Origin of the sequence: Cysteiniphilum sp. 19S12-1, from assembly GCF_052030685.1 — a bacterium.
Classification (GTDB): domain Bacteria; phylum Pseudomonadota; class Gammaproteobacteria; order Francisellales; family Francisellaceae; genus Caedibacter.
Genome location: NZ_JBQAJM010000003.1, coordinates 19,236 through 44,376, shown reverse-complemented (window position 1 = coordinate 44,376; position 25,141 = coordinate 19,236). Strand labels below are relative to the sequence as shown.

Genomic DNA, 25,141 nt, shown 5'->3' with positions numbered 1-25,141 from the left:
TCATCAATAGCTAGTAATTCATAGGCTAATAGCACGTTGCACTAAAGCAAGCCCCATTAGACGACTCAGTATTTGTATTAGTTGTTTACAATACTACCTTATGAGTTGATGTATTATTCACTTTCAGCTGACAGATGTTTGTCAACACTATGGGTAACGGTGCATCCGGCAACTACTGCAGTAAAAGCTGTTGCTAACCAGAATATATAAAAGCTTTCAAATACATAGGACAACACCAAAGCGGCAATGCCTATAATCCATAAAATTAATTTCATTTTAAGAACTCCTTAGTCTTCTTAATATAACTCATGTGAGCGTTGTTCCACTTCTTGTGCGGTCATTTTGGCATCTCTGCCCCACATTTTCTTGTAAACAAAGGTCGTATAGATAAAAATGATTGGCAACATGATCACTGCCACAACCAATATGCCAATTAATGAAGTCAATGAACTACTTGAGTTCCAAAGCACCATACTTTGAGCTGGTGCAATGCTTGATGGCATGATGAATGGAAATAAACTAAATCCTAGTGTGAACACGGCACCAAAACATGCAATGACACTGCCTGAAAACGCAAGTAATGGCTTAGATTTTTTGGCAAAGCTTAACACCATAATTGCACCAACGAAGCCAAGAATAGGCGCGATTAGCATCCAAATATGATTGCCATAATTACTCCACCAGCCACCTTGTGTTACCGTTACAACGCCACCTGTTAATGGATGATTGATAGCCTGTGAATAGGTGTTTAAGTCACTCGCTAGCTGCCAGTGAAAGCCAGGAATAAAGATAAGCCAAATACCACCAATAGCAAATAGGATGATAAAAAGCCATGCAGTCACTTTCTGAATTTTGACAAAACGCTCTAATAACACGCCACTGGTACGCATTGCACAATAGGATGCGCCATGCATAATCGACATAATCACAGCAAAGATGCCAATTAATAATGCAAAGGGTCTTAATAAACCAATCAGTGAAATAAAGGCAGGTTCTTGCACGAGTGCCTTAGTTTCACCATAGTAAAAACGCAAAGAATGTGGGTCAAATTGAAATGGTAAGCCTAAGAATAAATTGCCAATAGCCACACCAATAATCAAGATGGGAATCAAGCTACCTAAGCATAGCATCCAATCCCAGAAACCTGCCCATTTAGTATTTTCAATTTTATGGCGATACTCAAAGGCAACAGGACGTAAAAACAAGCCCCAAAGCACAACCAAAACACCTAAATACATGCCTGAGAATGATCCGGCATAGACACGTGGCCAAATGGCAAATAACCCAGCACCTGCGGTGATTAACCAGACTTGGTTGCCATCCCATGTTGGTGCAACAATATTGATAATGGCACGTTTTTCATTGTCATTTTTACCAACAAAACGCGCAAGAATGCCCGCACCAAAGTCAAAGCACATCGTTGCGGCCGTCAAGAACATGATAAGACCAACCGCTAACCAGCTTAATAACTGAATAACACTATATAAATCCATCATTATTGTTTCTCCTTCGTGATTGCTGGTGCTTTATTAAGGACTTTGCTTGGCCCCAAACGTGCAAACTTAAACATCAAATACATTTCAACAGCAAACAATAAGGCATAGAACAAGCAGAATATTACTAGCGTAAACAAAATATCCCAGCCATTAATCATTGATGAGCTTACGGTTGTTGGCAATATATCATACACTGTCCATGGCTGGCGTCCGTGTTCGGTAACGATCCAGCCACATAAGCAAGCAATCCAAGGTAATGGAATCATATAGAGCATCGTTCGTAAAACCCAACGCTTCTCCCATAAAGTTTTTCTAAAGAGCAAGATCAAACCACCAACCATAACTAAGAACATAAAGACACCAATGCCAACCATAATTCTGAATGTCCAGAATATGGTTGAAACATTTGGGACTGTATCTAAGGCTGCAGCACGAATTTGTTGAGAAGTCGCTTGAGTTAATGGTTCACCGACTGGTAAATAACGTAACAGCAACATGCCATAACCCAGATCTTGGTGATACTCATTATAAGTAGCGTAGTCACTTTTTGCTGCCGAGCCATCGCGCATTTTCATCATTGCCTCATATGCTTTCGCGCCATTGGCAATGCGTGTGGTAACTGCTGGAATCTCTTTGCCGGTTATCACATCAGTGTAGCCATCAAACAATATGGTGTTGACGCCATAAATCTTCTGATCAAATGAATGCGTTGCTAATAGACCTAATAATTTAGGTACTTGAATTGAGAAATCATTCTTGCGTTCAGATTGGTTAGGGAATGCGATAACATTAAAATTCGCAGGAGGCGTTTGCGTGCCCCATTCTGCTTCAATCGCCGCCAGCTTCATAGGCTGATATTTATACGCCAAAATACCCTGCTCATCACCCATCACCATCACCATTAATGAAGCGATTAAACCAAAGCCTAGACCAACACCCATGGAGCGCTTAGCAAAGGCAATATCACTTTTACTTTTCTTGCGGAGCAAGTAAAAAGCGCTAATACCAATGACAAAAACAGACGATGTTATGTAACCAGCAATTACCGTATGAGCAAAGCCAATTTGAGCTATTGGATTAATAAACAAATCCCATAAATGCGTTGTTTCCATACGCATCGTTTGCCAAACAAACTCGCCACCGGCAGGGACTTGCATAAAGCCGTTAGCAACCAGAATTAAAAGCGCAGATAAGTTTGACCCAATTGCTAAACAGAACGTCACACATAGATGTTGTTTCTTAGAAAGTTTGTTCCAACCTAAGAAGAACATACCAACAAAGGTTGACTCAAGCATAAAGGCAACTAAGCCTTCGATTGCCAATGGCGTTCCGAAAATATCACCAACAAATTGTGAATAATATGCCCAGTTTAAACCGAATGAAAACTCCATCGTTAAACCTGACAAAACGCCTACAGCAAAGTTGATTCCAAGGAGTTTACCCCAGAACTTGGTCATGTCTTTATAGACTTGTTTGCCAGTAATGACATACATAAGCTCCATCGTGAAAATAATCCACGTAAGCCCTAGTGTCAATGGTACAAAAATAAAGTGAAAGCAGGCGACAAAGGCAAATTGCCAACGCGCAAGCTCCACCGATAATAGACTTGGTATCATTTATACTACCCTTCATTATGATTGAACGTTTTTATCGACACCATGCCTATAGCAAAGCATCTTAGTGCCATTGTAGTTTGAGTTATCACTGAGCTAAACTATCAAAGATAAATCAATGAAGTAAGCTTGCTGTTTATTGACATAAATCAAGTTTTTGGCACAATGATTGATATCTCTTCTTAGAATAAGAAACAAATTCATGGTGATACGCCCAATACATAAATCAACTGATCGCCCTAAAACTTGTCATTTTTGTGATTGCCGTGATTTATGTAGTGCTCTTAGTATCAACCCGTTTGATGATGACAAAACACTAACTAAGGTGAAGTCTATTGTGGTTAATGTCAAAAAAGGTGATGCACTATATACAATCAATCGTAATCTAACTGCCTTTTATAGTGTGCGCGCTGGTAGCTTTAAACTGGTGAATGCTCATGAACATATCGTTGATTTTTGTCTACAAGGTGATGCGTTTGGATTTGATGGTATTGAGGCGAGTACGCATCAATTAAATGCAATTGCCTTAGAGGATAGTACGGTATGTGGTTTTGATTACCCTAGTTTTGTACAAGCCATTTCAAATGATACGCTATCTAATTTAGATTTTTTGCAATTAATGAGTAAAAAATTTAATGCTGCCATCCATCTTGTTGATGCTACCTGTGAGGCGCATATTAAATTAGCACAGTTTATTTATCGATTAAGCGCCCATCAAAAACGCTGTGGTTACTCCAACACATTCTTTACTTTACCGATGAAGCACTTAGAAATTGCCAATCATCTCAACCTAAGTATTGAGACAATTTCGCGCGCCTTTAAAACACTTGCCAAAGATGGTATCGTTCAAGCTAAGCACAAGGATATTACGATATTAGATAAGGTAAAACTTAAAGCACTCGTATCATAAACTTTTCACACTTAATTCAAACTAGACGAATTGTCGCAACCAATACGCTATGCTACACTACGCGTCATTATGCATAGTTAGCTAGAGTGTTTATTTATGTCTAAAGATATTCAAACCGTTAAAGTGTTCAGTGGACAAAGAATCTGTTGCCCTATTCCTGAACACGCTTCTTGGAACCAACATCCACGCGTATATATAGACCTACATGACCAAAACAAAGGCGTCTGTCCCTACTGCAGTACGCGCTTTGTTGTCGTTGATAATGACCAAACTGTCTCTGATGCGTAAATATCTCATTATCGCACCCAGTTGGGTTGGTGATATGGTGATGTCGCAATCGCTTTATCGCTTTATCAAATCACAAGACCCCAATTGTATTATTGATATTGCAGCGCCCAAGCATTGTTGTGACCTAGCACAGTTTATGCCTGAAATTAATGAAGCCTTTGAGCTTGAATTTAAGCATGGTCAATTTAGCTTTAATGCGCGCAAACAAAAAGCCCTTGAATTTAAAGGCGAAGGTTATAGTGATGCCATTGTATTACCCAATTCATGGAAATCGGCACTCATTCCTTTTTTTGCCCACATTAAAAAACGCACAGGTTGGCATGGTGAAATGCGTTTTGTGCTGTTAAATGACCGCCGTAAACTCAATAAAACAAAATATCCCTTAATGATTGAGCGTTTTTGCGCATTAGGCATTGCTAAAAAAGAACACTTACCCACAAAGCTGCCCTACCCTAAGTTTAATGTTGATAGTAACCTCGTTGAAACGACACTGGCTAAGTATCGTTTAAGCAAAGATAAAGCGATTATCGCGCTGTGCCCGGGGGCTGAGTTTGGTCCTGCTAAAAAATGGCCAAGTGCTTATTATACTGAGCTTGCGCAATATCTTTTAGATCAGAATTATCAAGTGCTTTTATTAGGTGGGACTAAAGATCAGCAAACCACATCAGATATTAGCAAAGGCTGCAATCATCACGCCCATTTATTTAATTTAGCAGGAAAAACCACTCTATCAGAAGCCGTTTATCTGTTAGCAAGTTGCCAAAGGGTCATCAGTAATGATTCAGGGTTAATGCATATCGCTTGTGCGCTTAATATTCCAACCTTAGTTATTTATGGCTCAACGTCTGATAAGTTCACACCACCATTAAATACATTGGCGAAAAGTGTTTATCTTGAGGACCTTGACTGTCGTCCTTGTTTTAAACGTGAATGCCCATTAGAGCACATGGATTGTATGAATAAATTGCTCCCACAAAAGATTATTGCTGAGCTTGAGAAATTGCCACTAAGCTTGCCAACATCATATTCACATAATCCGGACTACTAGGTACCCCTTGAACTTTATTCATTGCTTGTTTAAATGCTTTTGAACTTATTGCTAATGAGCAGCGCTTAAGCGATGGCAATGCCTCTTTAATCGCAGGATAAAGTGATTTATCAACACTACTTATCGTCGCTCTTAATTTCGTTAGATCTAAATCTTTATGATCAAAGCTTTTAGGATAAGAGATCCATTTGTCTAGCCAATATTGTTCAATAAACTTTGACATATCCATTTGTAATTGACTAAACATTAAGGTTGGATAAAGTGGTAAACCCTCCTTCTTAGCAATTGCTTGAACGTTTTGTAACACCTTTATCTCACGCGCTGGTGCGTAAATATTTGTTTTAGCTGAGTATTTATCAGCAGCGACTAATTGCATCACTTCAGCCCGTTTTGCAATTAAATTAAATGCATTGGTGAGTTTGCTGCTATCACAATCAGAGGCATGCGCCACACTGGTTAATACTGCTGCCATAAAACATACCTTTGTTACTTTATTGATTATTTTTAACATTATTTCCTTCTCATGATAAAGCCGTAAAATCAATAATATTAAGCTATATCAAATCGTTAGTTTCAATGCTTTTATGCAAAAAACATTAATTTATCCAAGTCTTTGCCATTTCATGCGCCACTTCTCGCACCAATTTAGGAACAAGATAGCCTGAGGTTAATGATTTAAGCCTAGTATGTATTTCTTTGGCTGTTATCTCATCAACATCAAAGTGCGCTGCTCCTTTGACTTTATCCAACACATGTAAATAATATGGCATAACCCCAACGGCAAAAAGTGCTTCAGATAAATCCTTTAATGTATGCGCATTATCATTAACGCCTTTAAGTAACGTTGATTGATTGAGTAAAGTAAACTGTGACTGATTCTTAAGTGCTGCCAAAGCAACGGTGACATCATCATTAATCTCATTGGCATGATTGGCGTGAATGACTATAATTTTTTGTAATTGCGTTTCTTTAAACACATCAATCAACTCAGGGGTGATTCGCTCAGGCAATACTATAGGTATTCTTGTATGAATGCGCAAACGTTTGATATGTGGAATATCCTCTATTTGCGCCAAAAACCATTTCAATAACAGATCATTATGCATAAGTGGATCGCCGCCGGATAAAATGACTTCGTCAAGCTCTATGTTTTTGTGAATATACTCAAAAGCATCAAGCCACAATGCTTTTGATTGTGTTTGCGCTTGATAATCATACTCTCGACGAAAGCAATAACGACAATGGACGGCACACGCTGGATGAAGTATTAATAATGCGCGATTTTTATATTTATGCAAAACGCCTTTTGTCGGATTAAAATCCGCTTCTTGTAAGGGGTCATCAACATATTCATTAACCGACTCAAGCTCTTTTACTGAAGGTAAGACTTGCAATAATAATGGGTCATTGATGTTACCCTTTTGCATACGTGATGCGAAGCTTAATGGAATACGCATTGGAAATGATTGAAGTGCCGGAATATCATAAGACACCGGATCAATTTCCAAAAATTGCGCCAAAGCTTGCCAATGTGCAAAACCTGTTGCCAATGCATGCTTCCAATCTGCATTTTTGCTATGCGCTTTATTCTGTTGCTTAACGTGTTTTTCGTGTATCATGTTCGACGTTTTGAAATAAAGTAGCGCTAATATACTAAAGAGGAAAAAGATGGCAAGTTTTAGTACAAACGAATTCAAAAATGGTTTGAAGCTTTTACTCGATGGCAATCCAATGGTTATCGTTGAAAACGAGTTTGTGAAGCCAGGTAAAGGTCAAGCATTTAATCGTGTCAAGTTACGTAATCTAAAAAATGGGCGCGTGATTGAGAAGACATTTAAATCAGGTGAATCCGTTGATGCAGCAGATGTTCTAGAAGTAGCAGCAAGCTATTCATACTTTGATGGTGAGTTTTATGTTTTCATGCATGATGAAACATTTGAGCAATACAATGTTACTGAAATAGCATTAGCTGATAGTAAAAAATGGATCAAAGAGCAAGATCAATGTGCTATCACTTTGTTCAATGGCGAACCCATTAGTGTGACACCGCCAAATTTTGTGCAACTTAAAATTGTTGAAACAGACCCAGGATTAAAGGGAGATACCGCGGGCACAGGTGGTAAACCGGCAACACTTGAAACAGGTGCTGTGGTTAAAGTGCCTTTATTTGTTCAAATTGACGAGATCGTCAAAGTTGATACACGTACCGGTGAGTACGTTTCACGCGCTAAGGACTAAGGTTGTGAGCGACGTGGCACAAACAAAAAGCAACCTTATTTGGCTTGACCTTGAGATGACAGGTCTTGATATAGACACTTGTCATATTATTGAAATCGCTGCGATTATCACTGATCCAGATTTGAATATCTTGGCTGAATCGCCTGCTATTGCCATTCATCAAAATGAAAACGTGTTAAAAAATATGAATTCATGGTGTGTTAAAACGCATGGTCAATCAGGCTTAACGGAACGTGTCAGACAAAGTGACATTGGTTTAAACGAAGCAGAACAATTGATTTTGGATTTCATTAAGCCGTATGTCAAAAAAGGTCAATCCCCCTTATGTGGTAACTCTGTTTGGCAAGATCGCAAATTTTTAGCAAAATATATGCCCACTTTAGAGGACTATTTCCATTACCGCCTGTTTGATGTAAGTTCTTTTAAAATTGCAGCCTCCTTCTGGCGACCAGAGTTATTGCAGCAATTCAATAAAGAAAGCACCCATTTGGCTTTAGATGATATTAAAGAGTCCATAGATGAGATGAAGTTTTATCAGACAAACTTATTAAATCTAGATGCATAGCCAACTTATATTCACTTTGGGGGGTATTATAGTCTTGTAGAGTGGCTTACTTTCGATCAAAAATTTTGTAGACCTCATCATCGTTTCTTTTTCCAACCACAGTTATATAAAGTATTTCACTATCTGTTTTATAGATTATTCGGTACTCACCTATATCTTTACGAAAAAAGTCATCAGACCCTTTTAGTTTTATAATGTCTTGTTGTTCAGGGTTTTTAGCTAGTCTAAAAAGTTCTTTTACAATTTGTTTAAATTGTTTTGGTGGTAACTTATCAAGAAATTTATCAGATTGTTTACTTAGATTGATCAAGAGCATTTTTTAGCTTACCCATACTTTGCTCAACACCAATATACCCATCTTTTTCAGATTGTAATGCTTGATTAAGCCAATATAAATCTTCAATAGATTGCAATCTATCATATTCCTTTTTACTAATAAGGACGGCTTCATTTGATCGACGTTTTACAAAAACAGCTTTGTGCATTGCTTCTGTTAAATACTCACCTAAATGTGTTTTAAACTCTGTACTGGTTATCATGATTAAATAAACCCATTTGATTAATTTAATCAAATTATAGGATGAATCACTCGATAGATCAAGATGTAAAATTTTCCCCCATTTTTCTTTGCCATATAGCACCCTAATTGACCCAGCTAAATCATTAGCTAGCGATTGCTTACTAGATATTTCCTTTTTAAAACAACTTTTTCTTTAAGATATAAACTCAATTCAAAGACATCATTTAGTTTAACCTCACCAACACCTTCGGGTGTGCCTGTCATGACAATATCATGATCATTCAAGCTGAAATACGTCTGAATGTATTGAACTAAAGACTCTGGTTTATAAAGCATATGCTCATACAAGCCATGCTGTTTAACACCGCCATTGATCATTAATTTAAATGATAAATCAGCTAAATCCTTGATATTCTCTAAGGGAATAAATTCACTAAACACCGCCGCGCCATCAAATGATTTGGCTTTTTCCCATGGCAGTCCTTTTTGTTTAAGTTCGCTTTGCAAATTACGATCAGTTAAGTCAAGCCCCAAGCCAACCCCTGCTATTTTTTGTGATTCTATCAGTAGACATAACTCTGTTTCATAGTGCAGTATATGCTTTGGGTCAATAGCTAACGTGTTACTGATTGCTGAATTAGGCTTTATAAAAAGCACAGGCTCTTCGGGCATCTCATTATTAAGCTCTTTGATGTGATTTAAGTAATTACGTCCAACACATACGATTTTTGAAGGGAAAACAATTTTATTATTAAAAGCAATGCTATGCATATAAGCTCTATCACTCTAACTTAAGTAAAACAAGGCTAACAGTTTTTAAATTTGCTGTAATGACTAATATAAGCAAAATCATAAAATTAACCGATTGAGCGTTTGCGTGAATTACAAATTTTTCTTATGATAGCCGCCGCTCTTAACCGATTAATGGAAGTTATAACAAATATGTTTAATAAAAGTCTTATGACAAATCTCATCGCGTTTATCATTAGTATTTTAGGTGTATTATTTGCTAATGCTCAACTCAAGGCTGTTGGTTTCTATGCCCTTTCTGGAGCACTCACCAATTGGTTGGCGATTGTAATGCTTTTTGACAAAATCCCCTTTGTCTATGGCTCAGGCGTTATTCCACGCCAATTTGAAGGTTTTAAACGCGCGATTAAAAATATGCTGTTAAAGCAGTTTTTCAAAACTGAATATCTTGAGCGCTTTCTGCTAAGTACTTTTGCTGATGAGAAAAATAGCTTTAAAGATACCATTGCCAAAAAGGTTGATTATGACTTGCTATTTGACAGTTTTGTTGAAGCAATCATGGAGAGTCAGTTTGGTAGCATGATCGAGTCTTTTCTTGGCGGAAAAGATGCCATTGAGCCGATGCGCGACTCTTTCAAAGCCAAGATGGAAAAATCAATTATAACGATGCTAAGTAACGCTGATGGCAATGGCAGTTTTCAATTTGATCAGTTAAATGCACACCATATTGCTGAAAAGCTTGAATCTATGATTGATGCGCGCCTAGAAGAACTCACACCTAAAATGGTGAAAAACATCATTCAAGAGATGATTAGAAAGCACCTTGGCTGGCTCGTGGTTTGGGGTGGCGTTTTTGGCGCTATTATTGGACTTGTTGCCAGTTTTTTCTGAATTAACCATCTAATATTCTCGGACTTGCTCAGAGAATTAAAAGAATAACTATGTTTGTATGACTACTTAATATGCTCTTGGCATAACTGCTCAGCAATTCCGATATAATTAGCAGGTGTCATTGCTTTTAGACTTTCCTTAACGTCATGTGGTAAAGCTAATCCATCGATAAAGACGGATAAATCATTGAGTGAAATACGTTTGCCACGTGTTAACTCTTTGAGTTTCTCATATGGCTTTTCAATACCATAACGACGCATCACGGTTTGCACGGCCTCACCTAAAACTTCGACATTATTTTTTAAATCTTCTAAAATAGGCTCGCGATTAAGCTCAAGTTTTTTCATACCCTTTAGCATCGCCTGGTAAGCAATCAAGCTATAGGCTAAGCCAACACCGATATTACGTAACACCGTTGAATCCGTCAGATCGCGCTGCCAACGTGAAATAGGCAATTTAGCCGATAAGTGATTCATTAACGCATTGGCAAGACCCAAGTTACCTTCAGCATTTTCAAAATCAATTGGGTTGACTTTGTGTGGCATGGTTGAAGAACCAATCTCACCAGCAATCGTTTTTTGTTTGAAGTAATTTAAAGAAATATAACCCCAAATATCACGATTAAAGTCGATACAAATCGTATTAATACGACATAAACAATCAAAACATTCAGCCACATAGTCATGTGGTTCGATCTGTGTTGTTAATGGGTTATAGCTTAACCCTAAGCTGCCGACAAATGACTTAGCCAATTTCTGCCAATCAATATCAGGGTATGCTGCAATATGTGCATTAAAGTTACCCACCGCACCATTGATTTTACCCAAATACTCAATTTGTGCTAACTGCTTGGTTTGACGTGATAAACGATAAGCAACATTAATAAGCTCTTTGCCAAGCGTTGTCGGTGACGCAGGCTGACCATGAGTGCGCGATAACATCGGTTGATCAGCAAAATCATTTGCTAATTTTTGAATAAAGTCTTGAACGTGTTTAACCTCGGGTAATACGACTTTTTCAATTGCATTTTTCAACATCAAAGCATAAGAGAGATTATTGATATCCTCAGAGGTACAGGCAAAATGAATAAACTCACTGATATTAGCAAGCTCTGCATGCTCTGCAATTTTATTTTTAATGAAGTACTCAACAGCTTTGACATCGTGATTGGTTGTTTTTTCAATCTCTTTAACTGCTAGCGCATCTTTTTCACTAAAGTTATTGATAATGCCATCTAAGACATTTAAAGCATCATGAGATAACTTTGGCACTTCATTAATTTCAGGCGTATTAGCAAGATGCTTTAGCCATTTGATTTCAACTAGCGCGCGATAATAAATCAGACCATACTCACTTAAGAAGGGACGTAATTCAGATGCTTTATCAGCATAACGACCATCAACAGGTGATAAACACAATACGGAATCCATAAGACTAAGACTCAACATTCAAAAACAAAGGTAGCCCGATTGTAACAAAAACTATTTAGTAGCCTCAAACGCTATTTATAAGTTTTAATGAATTATTTGTTTTTACTGTCAACAAATATCTTTAGAGATCAATCACAAATGATAGTTATCAAGATCCATCAGATTTTGATGCTGTTTACTGAGATGATTAACTTCATATTCAAAAATGTTATTAAGCGTATCGTTATCATTTGCTTTGTCTACGCGATCTGTAATTATAGAGATAACTCCTTTAAGATTGCTCCTTTTTGGAAAGTTTTTGGCTAAATAGTCTCCTACATACGTTAGCTCTTGATCTGTATCTAATAATTCATTTAAGTATTTATCCTCCAATTTAGCTAGTTCAAGCATGTTTTCTATGGTCAAAGGACGTTCTTGTGCAAGTTTCATTTCTTCGGTTGGATTATCTACAATGCTGTTCATAATGGATGAACCCAATCCACATTTGTTAAAAGAATACTGCACAGCCTTTTGCATGTGTAAACACGTTAGGTCTTTTTTTTGCGTTTCAAACAATCCTAAACCTGGTGTTTCGATGTCTTTGAAAAGCATATTTCTGTAAGCATTGTAAGCAACATAGGCAACCATAACCTTTTTGGCTGTTTTCATTTATTAACTGAACTTTCCCTAATTTTGTAAGAATTTGCTATGATGAGCTGCAAACCAGAGTTTATCCCTATATCTTAGGGTTGCTAAAAAAACAGGAGCAACTCATCGATGGATACCTTACAACCTTTACTTAATCACTTGCAAGCACTTTTTAAAAGAAGCACTCAAAAAGGACAACTTTTTAGTGCGGTGATTTTGGCAATGATTGTGCCTATTGGTTCTGGCATTAGTAGTCAAATTTATCGTAAACTCGTTCAGATAATCGGTTACTCACTTAGCAAAACACGTTTTTATCGATTTATGGCGAGTAAATGCTTTCACTGGGATGCAATTTGGCAAGCTATATTTAAACTGATTCCATTACCATTGACTGATGGACGCCTTATCATAGCGTTAGATGATTCCACCACGCCTAAAAGCGGTAAGGAAATATTTGGTTGTGAGCATTTCTTTGATCATGCAGCCAAGCACAATCAAAGTAAATACCCTTGGTCACAGTGCTTTGTTCAACTTGGACTCTTAAAGTTCATTCATACCCGTTGGGCATTTTTGCCATTGTTGACGCGATTTTATCATTCTAGCAACAAAGCCGCAGCTGACTGTTTTAACAGTAAAATTGCACTGGCCTGTCAAATGATTTTTAAGCTTAGCACTTGGACGAAATCCCCCATTCTTGTTGTGACTGATTCATGGTTTGGTAATGGCAAATTATACAATCCACTGAAAGATGAATTGAGTAATCGAGTCCATATCCTCACTATGTTACGCAAAAACAGTGTTTTATACAGTTCTCCTGAGGTTGTTGAGGGTAAAAAACGTGGGCGTCCTGCAAAATATGGTGTCAAAGCAGGTTCTGTTAGAGAGTTAGCAAATGAATACAAAGCCAAAGCCCAGAAAGTCACAAGCTTTGTTTATGGCAAGAAGCGTGAAATGCTCGTCTATGAGAAAACCTTTATGTCTAAAGCCTTTAAATGCTCGATAAAAGTTGTCTTTGCCTATTACAAAAATCATGTCGTTGCTTTAGCAACAACAGACTTGAGTTTAACCGTAACACAAATATTGGAATACTACAGCGCGCGATGGAAAATTGAGGCTGGCTTCAAAGAGCTTAAACATGACATTGGTAGCCAGAGAGCCCAGGTAAGATTGGAGCATTCTGTCACAAATCACTTGAATATGTGTATGCTTGCTATTACGATTGTTTGGATTGCTGTGATGAGTCTTTCGTGTGATGCAATCAATGAGCTAACGCATAATGGCAACAAGCCGCAATATCCTTTCTCTGCAGCACGAAAGTTATTGATAATGCGTCAGAATAAGCTTAGGGTTTGTCAAAATGATGAATTTGAGCTAAAAAATCATAAAAATTCATGGATTCAAATGATTATCGGGCTCGCGGCTTAACAAAACTTGGGAAAGTTCAGATTTATTAACCTTTCCTGTTTTATTGGTTTGTAACACTACCAATCATTTTGTACTTAAATGTAGTTGAGAATGAATGGCATAATTAGACTATCACTATAGTCAGTGTTTATATTCAGGGATTCAATAGCATATTTAAACTCTATTAAAATCTATTTTGATATATTTTTTGTTCATAATTGGATTTAACTATTCTCAATGTTGATTATTGATATTGTAATTAAAGAGAATTAATTACATTTTAAGGAATGCTTTACTTTGGGCATTAAATCCGCTATTTTCCTTAGCATTGTGACTAGGCTTTTATGTTGATTTTATGGCGTATTATATTTATGAAGAGTTTGAAATGATTCGCGTATTTGGCGCGGACTGCGTGAAGTTCTTACAAGGACAACTTACCAACGATATGACATTGCTTAATGCTAAGAACCCGATACAGCTAAATGCGCTATGCAATCAAAAGGGACGTATTATCGCCCTATTCTTTATGCGTTTTGTTGCTGAGAATGATTTGTTGTTAGCGTTACCTAGAAACTTGGCTGACCAAGTATTGCAAGCCCTTAGAAAATATGCGGTATTCTCTAAGATTAGCTTTGAGGCTTGTGATCAATATCAGCTGATTTATAGTCAAACAGAGAATGAAGAAGGCTTTTTGCTGCAACATGGCATTGTTGATGTTTCTCAACAGCTTGTTAGCTCATTAAATTTTGACGAAGTACAAAAAGAGAATATTTGCCAACAGTTACCGATGATTGATATTCATAATAGCGAATCCTTTTTACCGGCAGAGCTTAACCTTGATCGCCTAGATGTCGTTAGCTATCAAAAAGGCTGCTTTATGGGGCAAGAGATCATTGCACGCATGAAATATCGCGGTAATTTAAAGAAATCCTTGTTAAGCATTGAAACCGATAAGGCATTGCCGTTTGCCGAGAAACTGCAAAACGTTGAAGGAAAAAATATCGCTGACATTGTCAATCAAGTGAATATAAATGATAAAAGCTTTGTGCTTGCCGTGTTTAATCACGCCATTGAAAACGCACCGATTATCTTACAAGGCGATATTGATGCCAAAATTATTGCTTAAACTAAAATGCGTCAATTAAATCCAGAGCAACAACAAGCGGTTGAATATATCAGTGGTCCACTATTAGTACTTGCGGGTGCCGGAAGTGGTAAAACCAGTGTCATTACTGAGAAAATTGCCTATCTCATTCAAAAGTGTCATTACAAAGCGCATAGTATCTTAGCGGTTACTTTTACCAATAAAGCCGCCAAAGAGATGAAGTCACGTGTGCAATCTCGTCTTGAAGGCGAGAACACTAGAGGCTTGCGTATCTCAACTTTTCACAATCTTGGTTTAACCTTATTACGTAAGCATCATACTTTGCTTGGCTATAAAGCTAATTTCACTCTATTTGATGAGCAAGATGCCATTACCCTAATTCACGAGATTGCTTATAGTGCTTTTCAATCAACCAAACAAGCAGCGGCTGAATTTAAACAGCAGATTTCATTGTGGAAAAATGCGCTACTGACCCCAACTGAAGTAATTCTTACAGGCAATGATCATTTAAAGCAGGCGTATGAAGTGTATATTCAATATCAGAAATATCTTAAAGCCTATAATGCGGTAGACTTTGATGATTTGATTTTCATTCCAGTGCAATTATTGAAAAAACATCCTGAAGTTAAAGAGCATTGGCAACAACGCTTTCATTATGTATTAATTGATGAATATCAAGACACCAACGAAAGCCAATATAAATTAATGCAATTATTAGTTTCTCAGCGCCAACAATTTACCGTGGTCGGTGATGATGATCAGTCAATTTATGCTTGGCGTGGTGCGCGTCCTGAGAATTTATCTCTCTTGCAACAAGATTATCCAAAACTCAAAGTTGTCAAACTTGAGCAAAATTATCGCTCAAGTGGGCGTATTTTGCATGCGGCGAATACATTGATTGATAACAACCCTCACCTATTTACCAAGAAACTTTGGTCAGCTCATCATTATGGCGAACCGATTCGTGTACTTATAACCAAAAGTGAGGAAGATGAAGCGCAACGCATTGCCAGTGAAATCATGACGCACAAAGTCAATAATAATACGCATTTTAAAGACTATGCCGTGCTTATTCGTGGCAATCATCAATCTTTTTTGATCGAGCGCTATTTTCAGCTATATAAAATCCCCTATGCCATTAGTGGCGGCAGTTCATTTTTTGCTAAAACAGAAATCAAAGATGCGCTGGCTTATTTTAAGCTTTTGGTCAATAATCAAGATGACTGCGCATTTTTACGCGTGATCAATACCCCAAGGCGCGAAATCGGTCCATCAACACTTGAAAAGCTCGGTGAATATGCAACATCACGACATATCTCATTATTCGATGCCATCGATGAAATGGGGTTAACACAAGTATTAAAACCTATTGCGATTGAAAAGCTGAAAGTTTTTAAACAATTTATTTATGACTATCAGCGTAAAATTAAGGATGTACATCATTTAGCAATGCATCTGATCCATATGATGGAAGCAATCAATTACCATACTTGGCTGGTTGATAATGCGAATTCATTAGCGCAAGCGGAAAAACGCTATAAAAACGTACTGGATTTAATTGGTTGGATTTGTGAGAAAAAAGAAGATAACGATATAGCTGATGTAGAGAAAACAACAGAAGCGGAAAATACGGAAAATACGGAAAATGCAGAAAGCTCAAAAAACCAATCCGTAGCGATAAATTTTGCAGAAACGATCAATCGCATGCTGTTATTAGATATTATTGATCGAGAACAAGAGCAAAAAGAGGATGAAAAAGTGCAGATCCTCACAGTGCATGCCTCAAAAGGTCTAGAATATCCACATGTTTATGTAATGGGTGTTGAGGAAGGTTTATTACCACATCAGCAAAGCATTGATGATAATTTTGTCGAAGAAGAGCGCCGTTTGGCTTATGTAGCCATCACGCGTGCCAAACATACCTTAACCCTGACCTTGACAAAAATGCGTAAAAGATTTGGTGAAACAATCCCTTCAAAGCCCAGTCGTTTTATCGATGAGCTGCCACAAGATGACCTCACTTGGAGTGGCAAATCAGAAACCACTCAAGCCGAGAGAAAAACGCTTGCTAAGAGTAATTTAAGCTTATTAAAGGGTCGTTTTAGCTAGTTGTCGTAAACAAAAACGCATCTTCATAAGCTAAGTATTTGGCTTTGATTTTAAATGCTTCTCTAAACTTATCATCAAGTATTACTTTTTTAGGTTCATCCATTTTGAGTAGTTTACCACTATCAATTAATAACATTTGATCGCAAAATTGAGCTGCTAAATTTAAATCATGCATCACCATAATGACACCCAGATTATGATGCTGTAATAACACATCTAAAATTTCAAAAACCAGCGCTTGTTGATAAAGATCTAATCCAGCAGCATGCTCATCTAATAGCAGCCATTTTTCTTCATTATTCTCGCCAGTAATAATTTGCAATACAGCACGCGCTAAATGAACACGCTGTTTTTGTCCGCCTGAAAGCGTATGAAAAGGAATATTTTTTTGTTTAGTTATTCTTAACATTCCGCACACTTGATTGATTAGATTTTCTTTACGATTGGAATTTAAATCATATGGGTAAAACCCCATGCCAACAATGTCATTAACAGTGTAATTAAATAAAACCTGTGTATTTTGCGCAAGATAGGCAAATCTCTGAGCACGCTTCTTTGGACTGAATTCAGCGATGTTTTCACCGCCAAGCAAAATCTCTCCTTTGACATTTTTGCCAGAAAGTTTAGTTGATATCACATCTAGTAGCGATGTTTTTCCAGCACCATTGACGCCGATAATTGCGTATTTTTTACCAGGCTCAAATGATACGTTCACGTCAAAAATCCTAGCATCAATATTGATATTTCTTAACTCAAGCATGCGCCTTGCTCAACCCAACTAACAAAGGCATCACTATAAAGAAAAGCCCTTAACATCGCAATAAATAATCATTTGCATATTTATGTATTTTAATATTCAAATAACCGAACATTCATATATTTAAATATTCAGATATACAGATATTTGAAAAATCAGGTATTTATATATGCCTGTATGCATATATTGTTTGACTGCCCTGCCCTCATCGGTAAAAATAGATGTAATTTAAGATCATCAAGGGATATTTATATGTCGATATTAAAAAACTTAGGCTCAACTTATCAGACAGAACTGTGTTTAAAGGCATTTAAAGCACTGGCTAATCCCGATAGATTTAATATTGCCCTATGGTTATTAGAGCCTAAAAAAAATTTTTTCTCTGAGAAAATTGATATTGAAAAAGAAGGTGTCACCATTAATATGATTATGCAAAAATTAGACCTCTCTCAATCGGTCACCTCACAACACATTCAACAACTTCAAGAAGCGGGCATTATTAGTTGTGAACGCAAGGCGCAATTTAGAATGTGCAAATTAAATAAAACCTACACACGCCAAATGTTTGAATCCATTGCCGATATGTTTCAGTAACCTGCCCTTTTATTCATAGCGTATAAAATTTCTTTTTATTATCCCCAAGTTGGTAAATTTTTGATTATTAAGTATTCAAATCAAACTTTTTTTGCAATTTAACGCCCCTCAAACCCTCATTCCTACGTTGGGGCTCTCGTGCGATAAGAGATAATGTGTAAATATTTTATTTTGGCGAACTTTCTTGAATCTCTGTGGAGGCTGCTTTCTTAATGATTTGATTCCAGTTGAATCGTTTTGATCTGTTCTTGAAAGTGTAGTTGCCGTGAAGGTTAACGTGTGACCATGCAACGATCGATACTTTCTTAATTCTCTCTACTTCTTCTAGCTTGCCTTCTTTTTCTTTGGCAGTAAGCACACCTGATAGTATAGTAGCGTTATAGTAAATAATCACTTCGCAGAGCAGTCTAGCACAAGCGTCATTTATCGTCAAACACTCATCGTTTTTTCCGTTGAGCTTATCTGAGTTCACTGTGGCAACTGTTCGTTTGAGCTGATGATAGGCTTCTGTTCGATTAAGCGCTTTCCTTACTGATTTTCTTAATTGCTCATCATCAATATAGCGGTAAATGTATTCACTCCTGAGAATATCGTTATATGCCCATAGCGCTTCCTTGGTTTCATTCTTAAACTTATTATCGGTAAGCTTGCGTATTAGTATACTCTGATTACTTTTTTTAAGAACCAAAGAGGCAATAATTTGTTTGACGTTATCCCATTGGTTGATAATTTTGTCTTTACTGATCTTATGCTTTGGGCGAATAAGGTGCTCTTTGTAGGATGATGGTGAGTTAAATCCATAAAGCATATTCTCTTTATTATTAATTTGCTTGTAGCAAGGTGCAAATGCTCGATCAATAAAGTGCAATAAGGCGAAATTAACGTTATTACTACCATGACTGTCTGTTGAGATGATCTCAGGTTGCACTTCAGATTGATTGTTGTATACCAAGTCAAAAACAAAGCGACTCTCATGTTCATCAGCACCAAATACAGTGGCATTAGCAGGAATATGATTAACGACTAAGGTAGTCGATGAAATACCGGAGCCTAGATAAAAATACTTGGGCGAGTTTCTGGATTTAAACGTACGATGCTTTGTTGCATATTTTTGACCATCGATACCACCATGGACAACACCATTGATATTGTAGTGATTGAATATCGGTAGCTCATGGATCGCATCTGAAATGGCATCACAGGCATTATTAATTGACTCTAAGCTTAAATACGATTTACTGCATTGATATAGCTGATCATAACTGTAATCTGATAAAGTTGACATTTTATAAATGCCGTGATTAGTTGCTTTGGCAATAATCGTTGCTGACAATGTAGCCTTATCAAGGCTGCCTTTGACTTTTTTATCGATAATATGACGAAACTCTGATAAAAAATGTAGCTCCTGATCAACTACTGCAAATACATCAGCAATATCCAGTACGTCTATCATATCAAATACTTTATGATTGACCTCAACGGGATCTTTATTGTAGGGAAGTGTCCACTTGCGTTTGTCGTACGATTTAATATCAATTGCTGTGTTTGCACCTTCTTTAATATTGGTATTGGTGGTTTTAATTTGAGATTCTAATAAATCTTCTAATGCGCTAAGTTGTTCATTAATTGGCGTGTTAAGTAGTTCTAAATTGAGCTCTTTGTCATCTAAGGTTGAAAGATCAACCAACTCATCCTCATAAAAACCGTAACCAAAGCTGTCTTTAACAGCGATTTCACCACCATTGAGTCCTTGATTGATCTTATCATAAATAAAAAACTCGTATGCCTGATAATGCATTGATTTACCATTTTTGTCATCTTCACTTACAATAAATTCAAGCGTTGTATCAGGAATACATCCCACTGGGAAATCACTATAAGGGATGAGTTTCTTTTGTTCATCTGGTTTTTTTAAAAATTCTTTTAAAAATGTTGAGGCATTAGCTAAGCCATTATACTTGCCATAATCAATCTCCAGATGTGTGAATATTTTACGTAAATTTAATTTGAAATACTTCTCAGACTTTATGATGTGTTGCCATTTAAGCATTTGGTGATGTTTTTTGCTATTAGCCATATAGTCAACGGCTTGATCAAAATCATCGTCACCAATATTGTTTATTTGTGCATTCAAAGTGCTAATTGTTTTCTTCTGGTTTTTTGGATCTTTACAGTCACTTAAGATAGAGGCCAACTTAGGTCTTGTCTTAAAATACAGCTGTTTATCATCCTGAAGTTGCTCCTGAGCATAATCATTTGCTTTACTCCAGTATTTACTAATTTTATGTCTGAATGTCTCAATAAGATTATCGTTAATCCGCTTGCAACGGGTATGTAGGTAACAAAGAATATATAATGGCACCAACGGATCACTCATGCGTTTAAGTTTACCTTGACCATAATAATCCACAAGTGAAGCATAATACTTAATTGATTCTGGTGGCAAATCAATATCTTTCAGTAGTTTTGCAGCATACTCAAATAAGTCAGCAACTGAATTAAAGCGTTTGATTTCTTGCTGTATCTCCTCATTACTCATGGATACAGGCGCTTGCACCACATCACATAAGTTCATTGAGTCACTGGAAGTTTTATTATCAAGGAGCTGTTTGATTGCACGCTGATATTTTTCTGGCATTGCTAACACAAAGTCACCTAAGCGTGATTCTTCATGCTGGATGGCTTCACTGACAATCAATTGAAACTCACTGTATTTGGGCATCTCAATTTTTTGATCAATCAGGTGTTGCGTGAGTTCAGTAAAAATAAACATTGCCTTGCAGTCTCTTTTAGCAAGTTGCTTGGCATAATCCAACAGCACGTCACGGTAAGCAGCACTTTTATATTGTTTCCAACCAGTCAATGCCAACACATACTCTAAATGTCGTTGATGAATTGGGCGACTGACACTGATCTCATAATTAACTTTTTGATCATACAAGCCTGCAATATAGTGAATATCGTCATGATTAACAGACTCTGATTGTAAGTCAAACAAAATAGTTTTTGCCTTAAAGTATCCAAGCATCAAGATAAAATGAATGCGGCTTTTCAAGTTGCGAATACTTTCAGCTACCTTTTTTTCATCATTACTCAAATCAAAAAATAACTGACGATCATCATCTGAGAAGATTGGTAAACCAAAATAATAGTTGACTGATGAATCTGGTAGAAAATGTATTCTCTTTTTAACAATGGTTATTTTATGAGGCATACAATTACGCCTTCTCAGTTTTTGTACGTTGATTTGTAGCTGTTGTTTTATCTTGTGTCGATTGAAGCTTGTAGCTTCCGACTTCAACCCCGCGATGTCTAAGATAGGCATACAATGTATAACGGCATATTTTAAGCTGGCGACATATTTCATTGGTTGATAGCTTGCCTTCTTTATACAGCGTTTCAGCAGCACATGCTTTTTCTTTAGCGGCATCTGATAAACCTTTAGGTCTACCACCAAGACGACCTCTGGCGCGTGCTGATTTTAACCCCGCAAAAGTTCTCTCACGGATAAGGTCGCGTTCAAACTCAGCTAAGGAGCCAAAGATATTAAAAATCAAGCGACCATGTGATGTGGTCGTATCAATCGGATCATTTAAGCTGACAAAGCCAACTTTGCGATCCATAAGATCAGTAATGATTGTAATTAGGTCTTTTAAGTTGCGACCTAATCGATCAAGCTTCCAAACCACTAAAACATCACCTTCATGTAAACCATCTAATAATGTTTTGAGTTTAGGTCGCTCTGGTCGAGTACCTCCAATGACTTCATCAATAATTTTGTCACAACCTTGCGTTAAGAGGTCATCAATCTGCAAGGTGATATTTTGATCTTTGGTTGAAACGCGCGCATATCCATATTTCATTCTGCTTTACTTAACTAAAAATGCTTACACAAACATAATAAAATCATACAAGTTTAGCATTTAATGTAAAGCCGCATTGTTGCGTTAAGGTGAGAAATTTATATATTGTTTGTTAAAACCTTCGTTTTTTCAGACTCATAACCTGTACTATAGTTTTGAAAAACAAATTCCATCCTACGATTTAGAGAGCCATTAGAATTAAGTTCTTGAAGTTCTTTGCGAAAATTCTTAAGATTATCTAAATATGTTTTATCATCAGTTGTATTTTGATTGGTTTGTAAAAACTCCCTTACTGCTTCTGTATGATGTTTATTTTTGAAGACACGATTTAAAAAACCAGAGCCTTCATTCACGTAATCTTGTAAAATATTTTGCACCTTATTTTTAACTGCACTCTCATTGTTAGCTAGAGACTCATATTTTTTAATTTTTGAATAGTCATTGTTGGATATGGCTTTAATTTTATCTTCTATTAATGTTTTGGCTTTATCATAACTGCTAGTTTTTTTATATTCCGTATCATAGTAATCATAGTCATTTACACGCCTTTGACAAATCATACTGAAGCTATTAGAAACACTGCCATTACTAGCAGTCTCCAGGTCCGCCCTTAATTTAGACAAAGTTGGTAAGCTGCAATAAGGCAATACTTTTTTCTCTATGTCTTTAAGGAACTTATCTTTTTTTCTACCAAATGACTCATAGGCATCAGAAGCTATCTGCCTACGCCGACACCCAAAAGGGTCAGATCCTTGACCTAATCCATCATCATTATCTAGCATCCTTGATTTCCCTTGAGTTGGGTCTTCTATGTATGATAAATATTTTTTGACAACTTCATACTGTAGATCTTTGGGTAATTTTTGAATAATTTGAGGAACTTCATCAATAATTGGTTTTGTAAGAAAATCATTTCTTCTTATCCGATAAAACCCTTGGTCTAAATTATTGCTTACCTTGGTATCAGCAAAAATAATGTCTTCTAAATTGCTAAGCTTAGAGTTATCATCATTACACTCTTTGGCACGGTGAAACTTTAAGAAAACCTTTGTGATATTGTCACTTAGAAGATCTTTTCTATCGAAATTATGAATTCCAAGTAATTTTGTATACTCATCACTAACACGGCTGTCTTGAAGCAAGAAGGTATGTCGGTCAAATGAGGTGAAGAGAGAGTCTAACCCTTTTTTGTTCAAATCATGCCCATTCAAAAAGGATAAGATATTTGAACCTAAAGGCTGTTTAAGTTTACCTCGACCTAGCTTAGACGCTTGCTCTTTTTTTCCACCCATAATATAATCCGAATTTAAAAATTTTTTTTACTTAAAGAAAGTATCTTAATTTGCCTTAGTTCTAAACACAGTAGAAATACGCTAAAATCTTCTAGTAAGAAAATATTTACATATTATCTCTTATCACACGATAACCCCTTATTGATGGTTTCTATTTTAATCCAACTAAAATCATATTGACAAAATGACATGTATCCCTCGTAAAGATAGCTCTTGCTAGTTTATAATATCAATCTACTTTTCATAAAGAGACAGATAAAATATGCAACATTTTGATTTGATTTGTATTGGTGGTGGCAGTGGCGGCATTGCCGCAGGTGTTCAGGCTGCACGCTTGGGGAAAAAAGTCGCTATTGTTGAAGCCAAAGACCTAGGTGGCACTTGTGTTAATCGCGGATGCGTCCCTAAAAAAGCCATGTGGTACGCAGCTAATCTTGGCTCTCGTTTAAAACATGATTATCAAGGTTATGGCTTTGATTTGGATGTCAAAGGCTTTGATTGGCAAACACTTAAAAATAAACGTGACACCTATATTTCTAACATTCACCAGTTTTATAATAAGCTATTTGATAGCCAAAAAATCACCCACTTTAAGGGATGGGGAAAATTCAAAGATAGCAATACTATCATCATTGATAATGAAAATAACACTACCGAAATAAGTGCTGATTATATCTATGTTTGTCCAGGAGCCTACCCTTTGATTCCAGAGAATATTCTTGGTGCTGAGCATGGTATTACATCGGATGATTTTTTTGAGCTTGACACACAACCGCAAAAATCAGTCATTGTCGGTGGTGGTTATATTGGTGTTGAAATTGCCGGTGTTTTTCATGAGTTGGGTACTGAGACACACCTTCTTATTCGTCGTGATAAACCACTTAAAGAATTTGATGAGATGTTAAGTAATGAATTACTTAATAGCATGCAAATGCTAAAGATGGATGTAAGAACCAATACCACTATTACTAAAGTGGTTAAAAAATCCAATGACCTACTTGATATTCATTTAAATAATGGTGATGCGCTTTATGATGTTGATTGTCTCGTTTGGGCAACTGGACGCGCGCCACTCACCGCTAATTTGGGATTGGAAAATACAGACATTAAACTCAATGCCAATGGCACGATTATTGTTGATGAATATCAAACGACAACGGTTTCTCATATTTTCGCCATTGGTGATGCTACGGGGGCTGCACAACTAACTCCAGTTGCAATTGCCGCCGGCAGACGTTTATCCAGACGGTTATTCAATGATGAAACTAAACTTAAATTAGACGCACATTTGATTCCTACGGTTGTCTTCTCGCATCCTGCAATCGGTACTGTTGGTTTATCAGAAAAAGAAGCCAATGATCAGTATGGCAAAGATAATATCAAAGTTTATCAAAGTAAATTCACTCCACTTTTTGCTGCGATCTCAGGCTTTAGATTGCCTACTGTGATGAAGCTTATTGTTTCAGGTGTTGATGAAAAAGTGGTAGGTTGCCACTTGATTGGTTTAGATGCCGATGAGATATTGCAAGGCTTTGCAGTTGCTATCCAAATGGGGGCGACAAAGCAAGATCTTGATAATACCATTGCTATTCATCCAACCAGTGCCGAAGAACTGGTTACGATGCGTTAATTTCTAAAAGG

The 25,141-nt window shown here is 36.8% G+C and carries 25 protein-coding genes; 11 read left to right on the top strand and 14 right to left on the bottom strand.

Annotated features, from left to right (window positions below):
* Window positions 1-113: 113 nt before the first annotated feature.
* Genes ACTS4L_RS01550 through ACTS4L_RS01540 form a run of 3 tightly spaced genes read right to left on the bottom strand, consistent with a single transcriptional unit; the run spans window position 114 to window position 3,112 of the window.
* Window positions 114-275: a hypothetical protein gene (locus tag ACTS4L_RS01550; RefSeq protein WP_440617011.1), complete on the bottom strand. Its 162-nt coding sequence runs from the start codon at window positions 273-275 to the stop codon at window positions 114-116.
* A gap of 21 nt (window positions 276-296) precedes the next feature.
* Window positions 297-1,496 (bottom strand): cytochrome d ubiquinol oxidase subunit II, encoded by a 1,200-nt coding sequence (gene cydB / locus ACTS4L_RS01545; RefSeq protein WP_440617012.1) that lies wholly within the window; start codon window positions 1,494-1,496, stop codon window positions 297-299.
* Window positions 1,496-3,112, bottom strand: coding sequence for a cytochrome ubiquinol oxidase subunit I (locus ACTS4L_RS01540; RefSeq protein WP_440617013.1), 1,617 nt, complete (start codon window positions 3,110-3,112; stop codon window positions 1,496-1,498). The genes cydB and ACTS4L_RS01540 overlap by 1 nt, the downstream gene beginning before the upstream one ends.
* Before the next feature lie 199 nt (window positions 3,113-3,311).
* Here ACTS4L_RS01540 and ACTS4L_RS01535 point away from each other — a divergent pair, with 199 nt between their 5' ends.
* The 3 genes from ACTS4L_RS01535 (at window position 3,312) to waaF (ending at window position 5,355) form a co-directional block, all read left to right on the top strand.
* Window positions 3,312-4,019, top strand: coding sequence for a Crp/Fnr family transcriptional regulator (locus tag ACTS4L_RS01535; RefSeq protein WP_440651638.1), 708 nt, complete (start codon window positions 3,312-3,314; stop codon window positions 4,017-4,019).
* Window positions 4,020-4,115: 96 nt separating this feature from the next.
* The gene (locus ACTS4L_RS01530; protein ID WP_440617015.1) at window positions 4,116-4,307 is read left to right on the top strand and encodes a zinc-finger domain-containing protein; all 192 of its coding nucleotides are present in this window, start codon (window positions 4,116-4,118) and stop codon (window positions 4,305-4,307) included.
* A complete protein-coding gene (gene waaF / locus ACTS4L_RS01525; RefSeq protein WP_440617016.1) occupies window positions 4,225-5,355 on the top strand; it encodes a lipopolysaccharide heptosyltransferase II in 1,131 nt (376 codons plus the stop codon). Before ACTS4L_RS01530 ends, waaF begins: the two co-directional genes overlap by 83 nt.
* Here waaF and ACTS4L_RS01520 read toward each other — a convergent pair.
* Window positions 5,288-5,827: a chorismate mutase gene (locus ACTS4L_RS01520; protein ID WP_440617017.1), complete on the bottom strand. Its 540-nt coding sequence runs from the start codon at window positions 5,825-5,827 to the stop codon at window positions 5,288-5,290. The two genes, waaF and ACTS4L_RS01520, sit on opposite strands and share 68 nt — an antisense overlap.
* 124 nt (window positions 5,828-5,951) lie before the next feature.
* The gene (epmB, locus tag ACTS4L_RS01515; RefSeq protein WP_440617018.1) at window positions 5,952-6,974 is read right to left on the bottom strand and encodes an EF-P beta-lysylation protein EpmB; all 1,023 of its coding nucleotides are present in this window, start codon (window positions 6,972-6,974) and stop codon (window positions 5,952-5,954) included.
* Between the two features lie 49 nt (window positions 6,975-7,023).
* On the opposite strand from epmB, the gene efp reads away from it, so the two are divergent.
* Window positions 7,024-7,593, top strand: a complete 570-nt coding sequence (gene efp / locus ACTS4L_RS01510) for an elongation factor P (protein WP_440617019.1) — start codon at window positions 7,024-7,026, stop codon at window positions 7,591-7,593.
* Window positions 7,594-7,606: 13 nt separating this feature from the next.
* Entirely contained in the window at window positions 7,607-8,158 is a 552-nt protein-coding gene (gene orn / locus ACTS4L_RS01505) for an oligoribonuclease (protein WP_440617020.1), read from the top strand.
* Window positions 8,159-8,204: 46 nt separating this feature from the next.
* Here the strand turns inward: orn and ACTS4L_RS01500 are convergent, their stop codons facing one another.
* From ACTS4L_RS01500 to ACTS4L_RS01490, 3 genes are all read right to left on the bottom strand, one after another.
* Window positions 8,205-8,468 carry a type II toxin-antitoxin system RelE family toxin gene (locus ACTS4L_RS01500; RefSeq protein ID WP_440651636.1) on the bottom strand — a complete coding sequence of 88 codons (264 nt, stop codon included), beginning with the start codon at window positions 8,466-8,468 and terminating at the stop codon, window positions 8,205-8,207.
* Window positions 8,452-8,697 (bottom strand): type II toxin-antitoxin system prevent-host-death family antitoxin, encoded by a 246-nt coding sequence (locus tag ACTS4L_RS01495; protein ID WP_440617022.1) that lies wholly within the window; start codon window positions 8,695-8,697, stop codon window positions 8,452-8,454. The genes ACTS4L_RS01500 and ACTS4L_RS01495 overlap by 17 nt, the downstream gene beginning before the upstream one ends.
* A gap of 128 nt (window positions 8,698-8,825) precedes the next feature.
* The gene (locus ACTS4L_RS01490) at window positions 8,826-9,449 is read right to left on the bottom strand and encodes a fumarylacetoacetate hydrolase family protein (RefSeq protein ID WP_440617023.1); all 624 of its coding nucleotides are present in this window, start codon (window positions 9,447-9,449) and stop codon (window positions 8,826-8,828) included.
* A 189-nt stretch (window positions 9,450-9,638) separates the two neighbouring features.
* On the opposite strand from ACTS4L_RS01490, the gene ACTS4L_RS01485 reads away from it, so the two are divergent.
* The gene (locus ACTS4L_RS01485; RefSeq protein WP_440651634.1) at window positions 9,639-10,319 is read left to right on the top strand and encodes a DUF445 domain-containing protein; all 681 of its coding nucleotides are present in this window, start codon (window positions 9,639-9,641) and stop codon (window positions 10,317-10,319) included.
* A gap of 62 nt (window positions 10,320-10,381) precedes the next feature.
* On the opposite strand, the gene purB is transcribed toward ACTS4L_RS01485, so the two are convergent.
* Both purB and ACTS4L_RS01475 read right to left on the bottom strand, forming a co-directional pair.
* Entirely contained in the window at window positions 10,382-11,749 is a 1,368-nt protein-coding gene (gene purB, locus ACTS4L_RS01480; RefSeq protein WP_440617025.1) for an adenylosuccinate lyase, read from the bottom strand.
* A gap of 132 nt (window positions 11,750-11,881) precedes the next feature.
* The gene (locus tag ACTS4L_RS01475; RefSeq protein ID WP_440617026.1) at window positions 11,882-12,397 is read right to left on the bottom strand and encodes a hypothetical protein; all 516 of its coding nucleotides are present in this window, start codon (window positions 12,395-12,397) and stop codon (window positions 11,882-11,884) included.
* Window positions 12,398-12,505: 108 nt separating this feature from the next.
* On the opposite strand from ACTS4L_RS01475, the gene ACTS4L_RS01470 reads away from it, so the two are divergent.
* The 3 genes from ACTS4L_RS01470 to ACTS4L_RS01460 all read left to right on the top strand — a co-directional run bounded on the left by ACTS4L_RS01470 (window position 12,506) and on the right by ACTS4L_RS01460 (window position 16,994).
* Window positions 12,506-13,801, top strand: a complete 1,296-nt coding sequence (locus tag ACTS4L_RS01470; RefSeq protein WP_440651632.1) for an IS701 family transposase — start codon at window positions 12,506-12,508, stop codon at window positions 13,799-13,801.
* 334 nt (window positions 13,802-14,135) lie between these two features.
* Window positions 14,136-14,906: a CAF17-like 4Fe-4S cluster assembly/insertion protein YgfZ gene (ygfZ, locus tag ACTS4L_RS01465; RefSeq protein WP_440651630.1), complete on the top strand. Its 771-nt coding sequence runs from the start codon at window positions 14,136-14,138 to the stop codon at window positions 14,904-14,906.
* Between the two features lie 6 nt (window positions 14,907-14,912).
* Window positions 14,913-16,994, top strand: coding sequence for a UvrD-helicase domain-containing protein (locus tag ACTS4L_RS01460; RefSeq protein WP_440617933.1), 2,082 nt, complete (start codon window positions 14,913-14,915; stop codon window positions 16,992-16,994).
* On the opposite strand, the gene ACTS4L_RS01455 is transcribed toward ACTS4L_RS01460, so the two are convergent.
* Window positions 16,987-17,754 carry an ABC transporter ATP-binding protein gene (locus ACTS4L_RS01455; RefSeq protein WP_440617932.1) on the bottom strand — a complete coding sequence of 256 codons (768 nt, stop codon included), beginning with the start codon at window positions 17,752-17,754 and terminating at the stop codon, window positions 16,987-16,989. The genes ACTS4L_RS01460 and ACTS4L_RS01455 overlap by 8 nt on opposite strands.
* 249 nt (window positions 17,755-18,003) lie before the next feature.
* Here ACTS4L_RS01455 and ACTS4L_RS01450 point away from each other — a divergent pair, with 249 nt between their 5' ends.
* A complete protein-coding gene (locus ACTS4L_RS01450; RefSeq protein ID WP_440617931.1) occupies window positions 18,004-18,345 on the top strand; it encodes an ArsR/SmtB family transcription factor in 342 nt (113 codons plus the stop codon).
* A gap of 166 nt (window positions 18,346-18,511) precedes the next feature.
* Here ACTS4L_RS01450 and ACTS4L_RS01445 read toward each other — a convergent pair whose 3' ends face one another.
* The 3 genes from ACTS4L_RS01445 to ACTS4L_RS01435 form a co-directional block, all read right to left on the bottom strand.
* A complete protein-coding gene (locus tag ACTS4L_RS01445; RefSeq protein WP_440617953.1) occupies window positions 18,512-21,559 on the bottom strand; it encodes a Tn3 family transposase in 3,048 nt (1,015 codons plus the stop codon).
* Between the two features lie 4 nt (window positions 21,560-21,563).
* On the bottom strand, window positions 21,564-22,208 hold the full coding sequence (locus ACTS4L_RS01440; protein ID WP_440617954.1) for a recombinase family protein: 645 nt from the start codon (window positions 22,206-22,208) through the stop codon (window positions 21,564-21,566).
* A 98-nt stretch (window positions 22,209-22,306) separates the two neighbouring features.
* On the bottom strand, window positions 22,307-23,500 hold the full coding sequence (locus ACTS4L_RS01435; protein WP_440651628.1) for a DUF5617 domain-containing protein: 1,194 nt from the start codon (window positions 23,498-23,500) through the stop codon (window positions 22,307-22,309).
* Window positions 23,501-23,762: 262 nt separating this feature from the next.
* Between ACTS4L_RS01435 and gorA the strand changes: the two genes are divergently transcribed.
* A complete protein-coding gene (gene gorA / locus ACTS4L_RS01430) occupies window positions 23,763-25,130 on the top strand; it encodes a glutathione-disulfide reductase (protein ID WP_440617582.1) in 1,368 nt (455 codons plus the stop codon).
* Window positions 25,131-25,141 lie beyond the last annotated feature (11 nt).

What these genes read in the sequence shown, in the direction of transcription:
- ACTS4L_RS01445 (WP_440617953.1), bottom strand. Translation starts at nt 21,559, where the DNA reads ATGCCTCATAAAATAACCATTGTTAAAAAGAGAATACATTTTCTACCA.
- ACTS4L_RS01440 (WP_440617954.1), bottom strand. Translation starts at nt 22,208, where the DNA reads ATGAAATATGGATATGCGCGCGTTTCAACCAAAGATCAAAATATCACC.
- ACTS4L_RS01455 (WP_440617932.1), bottom strand. Translation starts at nt 17,754, where the DNA reads ATGCTTGAGTTAAGAAATATCAATATTGATGCTAGGATTTTTGACGTG.
- epmB (WP_440617018.1), bottom strand. Translation starts at nt 6,974, where the DNA reads ATGATACACGAAAAACACGTTAAGCAACAGAATAAAGCGCATAGCAAA.
- ACTS4L_RS01450 (WP_440617931.1), top strand. Translation starts at nt 18,004, where the DNA reads ATGTCGATATTAAAAAACTTAGGCTCAACTTATCAGACAGAACTGTGT.
- ACTS4L_RS01495 (WP_440617022.1), bottom strand. Translation starts at nt 8,697, where the DNA reads ATGATAACCAGTACAGAGTTTAAAACACATTTAGGTGAGTATTTAACA.
- ACTS4L_RS01530 (WP_440617015.1), top strand. Translation starts at nt 4,116, where the DNA reads ATGTCTAAAGATATTCAAACCGTTAAAGTGTTCAGTGGACAAAGAATC.
- ACTS4L_RS01460 (WP_440617933.1), top strand. Translation starts at nt 14,913, where the DNA reads ATGCGTCAATTAAATCCAGAGCAACAACAAGCGGTTGAATATATCAGT.
- purB (WP_440617025.1), bottom strand. Translation starts at nt 11,749, where the DNA reads ATGGATTCCGTATTGTGTTTATCACCTGTTGATGGTCGTTATGCTGAT.
- ACTS4L_RS01475 (WP_440617026.1), bottom strand. Translation starts at nt 12,397, where the DNA reads ATGAAAACAGCCAAAAAGGTTATGGTTGCCTATGTTGCTTACAATGCT.
- waaF (WP_440617016.1), top strand. Translation starts at nt 4,225, where the DNA reads ATGACCAAAACAAAGGCGTCTGTCCCTACTGCAGTACGCGCTTTGTTG.
- ACTS4L_RS01485 (WP_440651634.1), top strand. Translation starts at nt 9,639, where the DNA reads ATGACAAATCTCATCGCGTTTATCATTAGTATTTTAGGTGTATTATTT.
- ACTS4L_RS01520 (WP_440617017.1), bottom strand. Translation starts at nt 5,827, where the DNA reads ATGGCAGCAGTATTAACCAGTGTGGCGCATGCCTCTGATTGTGATAGC.
- efp (WP_440617019.1), top strand. Translation starts at nt 7,024, where the DNA reads ATGGCAAGTTTTAGTACAAACGAATTCAAAAATGGTTTGAAGCTTTTA.
- ACTS4L_RS01490 (WP_440617023.1), bottom strand. Translation starts at nt 9,449, where the DNA reads ATGCATAGCATTGCTTTTAATAATAAAATTGTTTTCCCTTCAAAAATC.
- gorA (WP_440617582.1), top strand. Translation starts at nt 23,763, where the DNA reads ATGCAACATTTTGATTTGATTTGTATTGGTGGTGGCAGTGGCGGCATT.
- ACTS4L_RS01535 (WP_440651638.1), top strand. Translation starts at nt 3,312, where the DNA reads ATGGTGATACGCCCAATACATAAATCAACTGATCGCCCTAAAACTTGT.
- ACTS4L_RS01435 (WP_440651628.1), bottom strand. Translation starts at nt 23,500, where the DNA reads ATGGGTGGAAAAAAAGAGCAAGCGTCTAAGCTAGGTCGAGGTAAACTT.
- ACTS4L_RS01470 (WP_440651632.1), top strand. Translation starts at nt 12,506, where the DNA reads ATGGATACCTTACAACCTTTACTTAATCACTTGCAAGCACTTTTTAAA.
- ygfZ (WP_440651630.1), top strand. Translation starts at nt 14,136, where the DNA reads ATGGCGTATTATATTTATGAAGAGTTTGAAATGATTCGCGTATTTGGC.
- ACTS4L_RS01540 (WP_440617013.1), bottom strand. Translation starts at nt 3,112, where the DNA reads ATGATACCAAGTCTATTATCGGTGGAGCTTGCGCGTTGGCAATTTGCC.
- ACTS4L_RS01550 (WP_440617011.1), bottom strand. Translation starts at nt 275, where the DNA reads ATGAAATTAATTTTATGGATTATAGGCATTGCCGCTTTGGTGTTGTCC.
- cydB (WP_440617012.1), bottom strand. Translation starts at nt 1,496, where the DNA reads ATGATGGATTTATATAGTGTTATTCAGTTATTAAGCTGGTTAGCGGTT.